This window comes from Pseudomonas sp., assembly GCF_050739655.1.
Taxonomy (GTDB): Bacteria; Pseudomonadota; Gammaproteobacteria; order Pseudomonadales; family Pseudomonadaceae; genus Aquipseudomonas.
Window position 1 is genome coordinate 1 of record NZ_JBOIBY010000094.1, and the last position, 7,362, is coordinate 7,362.

The window sequence follows — 7,362 nt, forward strand, 5'->3', positions numbered from 1 at the left end:
CAAGGTGAAAGTCAGCTACAACATTCCCAAAGAAGGTGCCGGCAGCTTCTACGACATGGTCGCCATCCCTAAAGATGCCGAAAACGTCGAAGGCGCCTACAAGTTCATGACCTTCCTGCAGAAGCCGGAAATCATGGCTGAAATCACCAACGCCGTGCGCTTCCCGAACGGTAACGCGGCTGCCACGCCTCTGGTGGACAAAGACATCACCAGCGATCCAGGTATTTACCCGCCAGCGGACGTACTGGCCAAGCTGTACGCGATTGCCGACTTGCCGGCCGCGACCCAGCGGATCCTGACTCGCAGCTGGACCAAGATCAAATCCGGTAAATAAACCGGTATGAGGCAACAACCAGTTGTCATCACCTGCGCGGTGGTGGCAACAGGTTGAATTAGATGACAAAAGTTTTGCTGGAACGGTTTTTCGAGGGTAAGTTGCGCGCCGGTTTTGTTGCCAGGCAGCCAAGGCTGTCATGTAACGCGGGGCAACTTGGGCCCAACTAATTTTAGAGGACCTCCACTTGCCTATTTTTTCTTTGTTGCGCAATGCCATGCTGGTTGGTGCGGGGCTGACACTGGCTGTCAGTGTCCAGGCTGCCGGCACCGTGCATATTTATAATTGGTCGGATTACATCGGCGAGACCACGCTGGCCGACTTCCAGAAAGAAACCGGCATCAAGCCCGTTTACGACGTGTTCGATTCCAACGAAACCCTGGAAGGCAAGTTGCTGGCCGGGCATACCGGCTACGACGTAGTCGTGCCGTCGAACCATTTCCTTGGCAAGCAGATCAAGGCCGGTGCTTTCCAAAAGCTCGACAAGTCGCAGCTGCCAAACTATTCGAACCTCGATCCAGTGCTGCTCAAGCGTCTGGAGCAGAATGACCCGGGCAACTTGTACGCCGTGCCTTATCTGTGGGGCACCAATGGCATCGGCTACAACGTCGACAAGATCAAGGCTGTGCTGGGTGTCGACAAGATCGACTCCTGGAGCGTGCTGTTCGAGCCTGAGAACATCAAGAAGCTACACAAATGCGGCGTGGCATTCCTCGACTCCGCTGATGAAATGATGCCGACGGTCCTTAACTATATGGGCCTGAACGCCAACAGCACCAACGAGGAAGACTACAAGAAGGCGACCGCCAAGTTGCTGGCCGTGCGGCCTTACGTCACCTACTTCAACTCCTCCAAGTACATCACCGACCTGGCTAACGGCGATATCTGCGTGGCGGTTGGGTTCTCCGGCGACATCTTCCAGGCCCGCAACCGTGCCCAGGAAGCCAAGAAAGGCATCAACATCGCCTACGCCATTCCGAAAGAAGGTGGTGCGCTCTGGTTCGACATGCTGGCGATTCCGAAGGACTCGGCCAACTCCAAGGAGGCGCACGCGTTCATCAACTATTTGCTCAAGCCTGAGGTGATTGCCCAGGTCAGCGATTACGTCGGCTATGCCAACCCTAACCCGGGGTCGGACAAACTGATGGAACAGTCCATTCGCACTGACGAAGCGGTTTATCCACCGCAAGAGGTGCTCGACAAGACCTACGTGTCCATCGAGTTACCACCGAAGATTCAACGCTTGATGACCCGCAGTTGGACCATGGTCAAGTCGGGCAAATAGCTTCAAGGCTCAAACTATCCAAGGTTGGCTCACCTTGAGCGAACTGCACTCTTTGTTTTTGGGAGTTTCGTAAATGGCAGTTGCCTCCGGCGCCTATAAGAAAGCCCTCGAGGGCGACCAGTCACCTAAACAGGTACTGGTCAAAATCGACCGGGTCACGAAGAAGTTCGACGAGACGATTGCCGTGGACGATGTGTCCCTGGAAATCAAGAAAGGCGAGATTTTCGCCTTGCTCGGCGGTTCGGGATCGGGCAAATCCACCTTGCTGCGCATGCTCGCCGGTTTCGAGCGACCGACCGAAGGGCGGATCTTCCTCGATGGCGTAGACATCACCGACATGCCGCCCTACGAGCGGCCGATCAACATGATGTTCCAGTCCTACGCCCTGTTCCCGCACATGACGGTGGCGCAGAACATCGCCTTTGGCCTCAAGCAGGACAAACTGCCCGCCGCTGAAATCGATGCCCGCGTTGCCGACATGCTCAAGCTGGTGCAGATGAGCCAATACGCCAAGCGCAAACCGCATCAGTTGTCCGGCGGTCAGCGTCAGCGTGTGGCATTGGCCCGCTCCCTGGCCAAGCGTCCGAAGTTGCTGTTGCTCGACGAGCCGATGGGCGCGCTGGACAAGAAACTACGCTCGCAGATGCAGTTGGAGCTGGTGGAGATCATCGAGCGCGTCGGCGTAACTTGCGTCATGGTGACCCACGACCAGGAAGAGGCCATGACCATGGCCGAGCGCATCGCGATCATGCACCTGGGCTGGATCGCCCAGATCGGCAGCCCGATTGACATCTATGAAACCCCAACCAGTCGTCTGGTCTGCGAGTTCATCGGTAACGTCAACATCTTCGAAGGCGAAGTGATCGACGACGCCGAAGGCCACGCAATCATTACCTGCAACGACATGGACCATCAGATCTATGTGGGCCACGGCATCAGCACCTCGGTGCAGGACAAGTCTGTCACCTACGCGATCCGTCCGGAAAAATTGCTGGTTACCGCAGAAATGCCGACGTGCCAGTACAACTGGTCCAGCGGCAAGGTTCATGACATCGCCTACCTGGGCGGGCACTCGGTGTTCTACGTGGAATTGCCGAGCGGCAAGATCGTCCAGTCTTTCGTCGCCAACGCCGAACGCCGCGGTGCACGTCCAACCTGGGGTGACCAGGTCTACGTGTACTGGGAAGACGACAGCGGCGTGGTACTTCGCTCATGAACATGCGCAAATTCAAACGCCGCCTCAATCGAATAATTCCCGGTGGCCGTCAGGTGGTTATCGGGATTCCCTTCATCTGGCTGTTCCTGTTCTTCATGTTGCCGTTCTTCATCGTCTTGAAGATCAGTTTCGCCGAAGCCGACGTGGCCATTCCGCCGTACACCGAGATCTACAGCTTCGCCGAGCAGAAACTGCAGTTGCTGCTCAACCTCGGCAACTACGCCATGCTCAGTGCCGACGAGTTGTACATCTCAGCGTATCTCGGCTCATTGAAGATGGCATTCATCAGCACCCTGCTGTGCTTGGTGATCGGCTACCCAATGGCCTACGCCATCGCCAGTGCCCGCAAAGAAGTGCAAACGGTGCTGGTGCTGCTGATCATGATGCCGACCTGGACCGCGATCCTGATCCGCGTGTATGCGTGGATGGGCATCCTCAGCAACAACGGTCTGCTCAATGGCTTCCTGATGAGCATGGGCTGGATCAGCGAGCCGCTGCAGATTCTCAACACCAACCTGGCGGTGTACATCGGCGTCGTCTATTCGTACCTGCCGTTCATGATCCTGCCGCTGTACGCCAACTTGGTGAAGCACGATCACAGCTTGCTTGAAGCCGCATCGGACCTCGGTTCGAGCACGTTCAACAGCTTCTGGAAGATCACGATTCCATTGTCGAAAAACGGCATCATCGCCGGCTGCATGCTGGTGTTCATCCCGGTGGTGGGTGAGTTCGTGATTCCTGAACTGCTCGGCGGTCCGGAAACGTTGATGATCGGTAAAGTGCTGTGGCAAGAGTTCTTCAACAACCGTGACTGGCCGGTGGCGTCCGCCCTGGCGGTAGTGATGCTGGCGATCCTGATTGTGCCGATCATCCTGTTCAACCGCAGTCAGGCCAAGGAAATGGAGGGTAAAGAATGAAGCGCTTCCGTTTCTCCAGCCTGATGCTGGTACTGGGTCTGTTGTTCATCTACTTGCCGATGCTGATCCTGGTGATCTACTCGTTCAACGCCTCGAAGCTGGTGACGGTGTGGGGCGGCTGGTCGATCAAGTGGTACGTTGGCCTGATGGACAACACGCAACTGATGGGCTCGGTGGTGCGTTCGCTGGAAATCGCCTGCTACACGGCGATTGCGGCGGTGGCACTGGGTACCCTGGCCGCGTTTGTCCTGACCCGGATCACCCACTTCAAGGGGCGTACCCTGTTCGGTGGCCTGGTCACCGCGCCGCTGGTAATGCCTGAAGTGATCACTGGTCTGTCGCTGTTGCTGCTGTTCGTGGCCATGGCGCAGATGATCGGCTGGCCGCAGGAGCGTGGCATCGTCACCATCTGGATCGCCCACACGACGTTCTGTGCGGCCTATGTGGCAGTGGTGGTGTCGGCGCGCTTGCGTGAACTGGACCTGTCCATCGAAGAAGCGGCCATGGACCTCGGTGCACGGCCCTGGAAGGTGTTCTTCCTGATCACCATTCCGATGATTGCGCCATCGTTGGCGGCAGGCGGCATGATGTCGTTCGCCTTGTCGCTGGATGACCTGGTGTTGGCGAGCTTCGTGTCCGGCCCGGGTTCGACGACCTTGCCGATGGAAGTGTTCTCGGCGGTGCGCCTGGGTGTTAAACCCGAGATCAACGCTGTGGCCAGCCTGATCCTGCTGGCGGTGTCGCTGATGACCTTCCTGGTCTGGTTCTTCAGCCGTCGAGCCGAAGAAGCGCGCAAGCGTGCAATCCAGCAGGCCATCGAGGAAAGCGCTGCCGACTCCTGGAAACAACCGGACGTGCGACGCTCGCAGGCGCCGGAAGCGGCTTGAGCCTGACCTCGATTCTGAGGTCAACCAAGCTCCATTGTGGGAGCGAGCCTGCTCGCGATGAGGGAGTGTCGGTCGACGTAATTGTTGCCTGACACACCGCTATCGCGAGCCTGCTCGCTCCCACAGGTTTTTCAGTGTTTAGGAAACCCAAGGCGATTTGCGGATGACCTCGACGAAGTTCATCGGCTTGAACCCCGGCTCCTGATCCTTCAGCACATCCGTCTTCACGTTGCCAAACGTGGTCTGCGGACGATGGCGCAAACCATCGGCAAAGGCACAGATGATGCACTCCTTGAAACCCTCACCCCGTGGATGCGCATGCACCACGGCTTCGCGCTGCACCGTGGAAAATGCCGCGTAGTCCATGCCCAGCACATCCATCTCGACGCCTGCGGTCACCAGCGCCACGGTCGGACGCAAGTGCTGCGGCACGCCGGGCGTGGTGTGCAGGGCAATTGATAGCCAGACCTGCTCGATGTCATCGTCGCTAAACCCATAAGGCTTGAGGAACGCCGCCGCTGCGTTGGCACCATCGACTTCAAAACGCTCGTTGTCACTGCGATGACCTTCCACCAGACCCAGGTCATGGAACATTGCGCCCACATACAAAAGCTCCGGGTTGTAGGCCAGTTGCTTGCGCTCACCGCTCAGCGCACCGAACAGAAATACCCGGCGCGAATGGTGATAGAGCAGGTCGGATTCGATGTCGCGGATGTATTCGGTGGTGGCTTTTGCCAGGGCGCTGTCGGGGATTTTGATACCGGCAATGGTGGTGCTCATGGGGGCTTCCTCGTCGTGAAACGCCGTGGCGGCGCTGAGGATTTCAGTGTGTTCGCGCACCCAAAACCGGACAATCGATCCATGGCTGCGATCCTTGCCAATGAGCATGCATATCGCGCCAACCTCGCTTGTTGAGTGCGATTTGGCTAGGGTGAGGTGTGTTCAGCCATAAAAGATCGCAGCCTGCAGTGCAGGGTTGAGCCAGCTCCTACAGAGGAACGCAATCCCATGTAGGAGCTGCCGAAGGCTGCGATCTTTTCAACGTTAAAGGTGAACGTGAGCTATGCAGAAGACCGTCGCCATCGTGGTGTTCACCGGCGTCCAGTCGCTGGATGTCACCGGCCCCATGGATGTGTTTTCCGAGGCCAATCGCTTTCTGGCGCCGGAGGATCATTACCGGCTGGAAGTGATTGGCGTCGAGCGCGGGGTGATGACCTGTTCCAATGGACTGGTATTGAACGCCCACCGGCATTTCAGCGAAGCCTTGCAGGCCTATGACCTGCTGCTGGTGGCTGGTGGACCGCGATTGCCGTACATGGATTTCGGCGCAACCTTCGATGCCTGGCTGAGTGATGCCTGCGCGCGGGCGATGCGTTTTGGCTCCATCTGCAACGGTGCTTTCATGCTCGCCCGGGCAGGGCTATTGGAAGGCCGGAAGGTGACGACACATTGGGGAGATGCGGCAGCGCTGGCGGCGTTATGTCCGTCTACTCAGGTAGAAACCGACCGCTTGTATGTGCAGGACGCCGAGCTCTACACATCGGCCGGGGTTACGGCGGGGATCGATTTGTCGTTGTACCTGTTGGGTCAGGATCACGGGCCGGAAGTGGCATTGAGCGTGGCAAAGCGATTGGTGGTGTTCACCCAGCGTTCGGGCGGGCAATCACAGTTCAGTCCGTTCCTCACACCCCACGCTGAACCGACCTCGGCGGTAGCGATGGTCCAGCATTATGTGTTGGCCAATTTGACTGGCGACCTGACCATCGCCGACCTGGCCAATGCCGCCAATATGAGCGCTCGCAACTTTTCCCGCGTATTTGCCAGGGAAGCGAAGATCACCCCGGCCGAGTTCGTCGAGCGGGCGCGAGTGGATGCGGCGAGGGTGATGCTGGAGAGCAGCAGCGCGCCACTCAAGACCGTTGCTTATCAATGCGGATTCCGCGATGCCCAGCACATGCGCAGTGTGTTCAATCGTCGGTTGGGAGTGACGCCGCAGCAGTTCAGGTTGAATTTTGCGGCGGTGGTCTGAGCTGAGATTGTCGTTGTTTTCTCGGGCCTCTTCGCGGGCAAGCCCGCTCCCACATTGGCCCGTGTTCGCATGGGCAACGCGGTCAACTGTGGGAGCGGGCTTGCCCGCGAAGAGGCCGGTGCGGTCAACGCAAGACCGCGATCAGATGGTCAATCCGGCCTCCACCAACAGCTCCTCCAGCGCCAACAGATCCGGCACCTTGGCCACTTGCTCGCCCACCTGCACCGCCGCCTGTTCCAGCGGACACAACGGCACATCCACGTAACTCAACTGGCTATCGAGCTTGCAGGATCGCGGAATCCCCTGCACCAGCAGCGCGATGAACTTCAGCTCGGGTCGCCCGCCGAGGGTGTTGAGGATGACGATCCGCGCGCGTTCACCGATGACGATTTTCTGTGCGCATGCCGACTCGAAACTCAGCAGTGGAATCTGCCGGTCGCGCCACGTCACCAGCCCCAGGTACCACGTCGGTGTGTCGAGGTCGAAAGTCCCCGGCTGCTGGTAATCGATCAGTTCGGCAACGGCGACGTTGGGCAGGATCAGGTAGCGGTCGGCCAACGGCAGCAACAGGCCGGTGAGGTTGCTGGTGCGGTGCTCAAGCATGGGTCTTGCTCCACAAGGCGATGCTTTCGAGCAGCACCGATTCCTGGTACGGCTTGCCAAGGTAGTCGTTGACGCCGATGGCCATGGCGCG

The 7,362-nt window shown here is 58.4% G+C and carries 7 protein-coding genes and 1 pseudogene; 6 read left to right on the forward strand and 2 right to left on the reverse strand.

Annotation, left to right across the window (positions count from 1 at the left end; translation table 11 throughout):
- From ACRESJ_RS04980 to ACRESJ_RS05000, 5 genes and pseudogenes are all read left to right on the forward strand, one after another.
- Positions 1–334, forward strand: a pseudogene (locus tag ACRESJ_RS04980) (spermidine/putrescine ABC transporter substrate-binding protein PotF); the annotation flags it as partial.
- Positions 335–521: 187 nt separating this feature from the next.
- Positions 522–1,619, forward strand: a complete 1,098-nt coding sequence (locus ACRESJ_RS04985; RefSeq protein WP_431756908.1) for a polyamine ABC transporter substrate-binding protein — start codon at positions 522–524, stop codon at positions 1,617–1,619.
- Between the two features lie 73 nt (positions 1,620–1,692).
- Positions 1,693–2,835, forward strand: coding sequence for an ABC transporter ATP-binding protein (locus ACRESJ_RS04990; protein WP_431756909.1), 1,143 nt, complete (start codon positions 1,693–1,695; stop codon positions 2,833–2,835).
- A gap of 35 nt (positions 2,836–2,870) precedes the next feature.
- Positions 2,871–3,752: an ABC transporter permease subunit gene (locus ACRESJ_RS04995; protein ID WP_431756913.1), complete on the forward strand. Its 882-nt coding sequence runs from the start codon at positions 2,871–2,873 to the stop codon at positions 3,750–3,752.
- Positions 3,749–4,639: an ABC transporter permease subunit gene (locus tag ACRESJ_RS05000; protein ID WP_431756910.1), complete on the forward strand. Its 891-nt coding sequence runs from the start codon at positions 3,749–3,751 to the stop codon at positions 4,637–4,639. Before ACRESJ_RS04995 ends, ACRESJ_RS05000 begins: the two co-directional genes overlap by 4 nt.
- Before the next feature lie 138 nt (positions 4,640–4,777).
- Here the strand turns inward: ACRESJ_RS05000 and ACRESJ_RS05005 are convergent, their stop codons facing one another.
- Entirely contained in the window at positions 4,778–5,419 is a 642-nt protein-coding gene (locus ACRESJ_RS05005; protein ID WP_431756914.1) for an HD domain-containing protein, read from the reverse strand.
- Positions 5,420–5,702: 283 nt separating this feature from the next.
- Here ACRESJ_RS05005 and ACRESJ_RS05010 point away from each other — a divergent pair, with 283 nt between their 5' ends.
- Positions 5,703–6,668, forward strand: coding sequence for a GlxA family transcriptional regulator (locus ACRESJ_RS05010; protein ID WP_431756911.1), 966 nt, complete (start codon positions 5,703–5,705; stop codon positions 6,666–6,668).
- A gap of 141 nt (positions 6,669–6,809) precedes the next feature.
- Here the strand turns inward: ACRESJ_RS05010 and ACRESJ_RS05015 are convergent, their stop codons facing one another.
- On the reverse strand, positions 6,810–7,271 hold the full coding sequence (locus tag ACRESJ_RS05015; protein ID WP_431756912.1) for a chemotaxis protein CheW: 462 nt from the start codon (positions 7,269–7,271) through the stop codon (positions 6,810–6,812).
- Positions 7,272–7,362 lie beyond the last annotated feature (91 nt).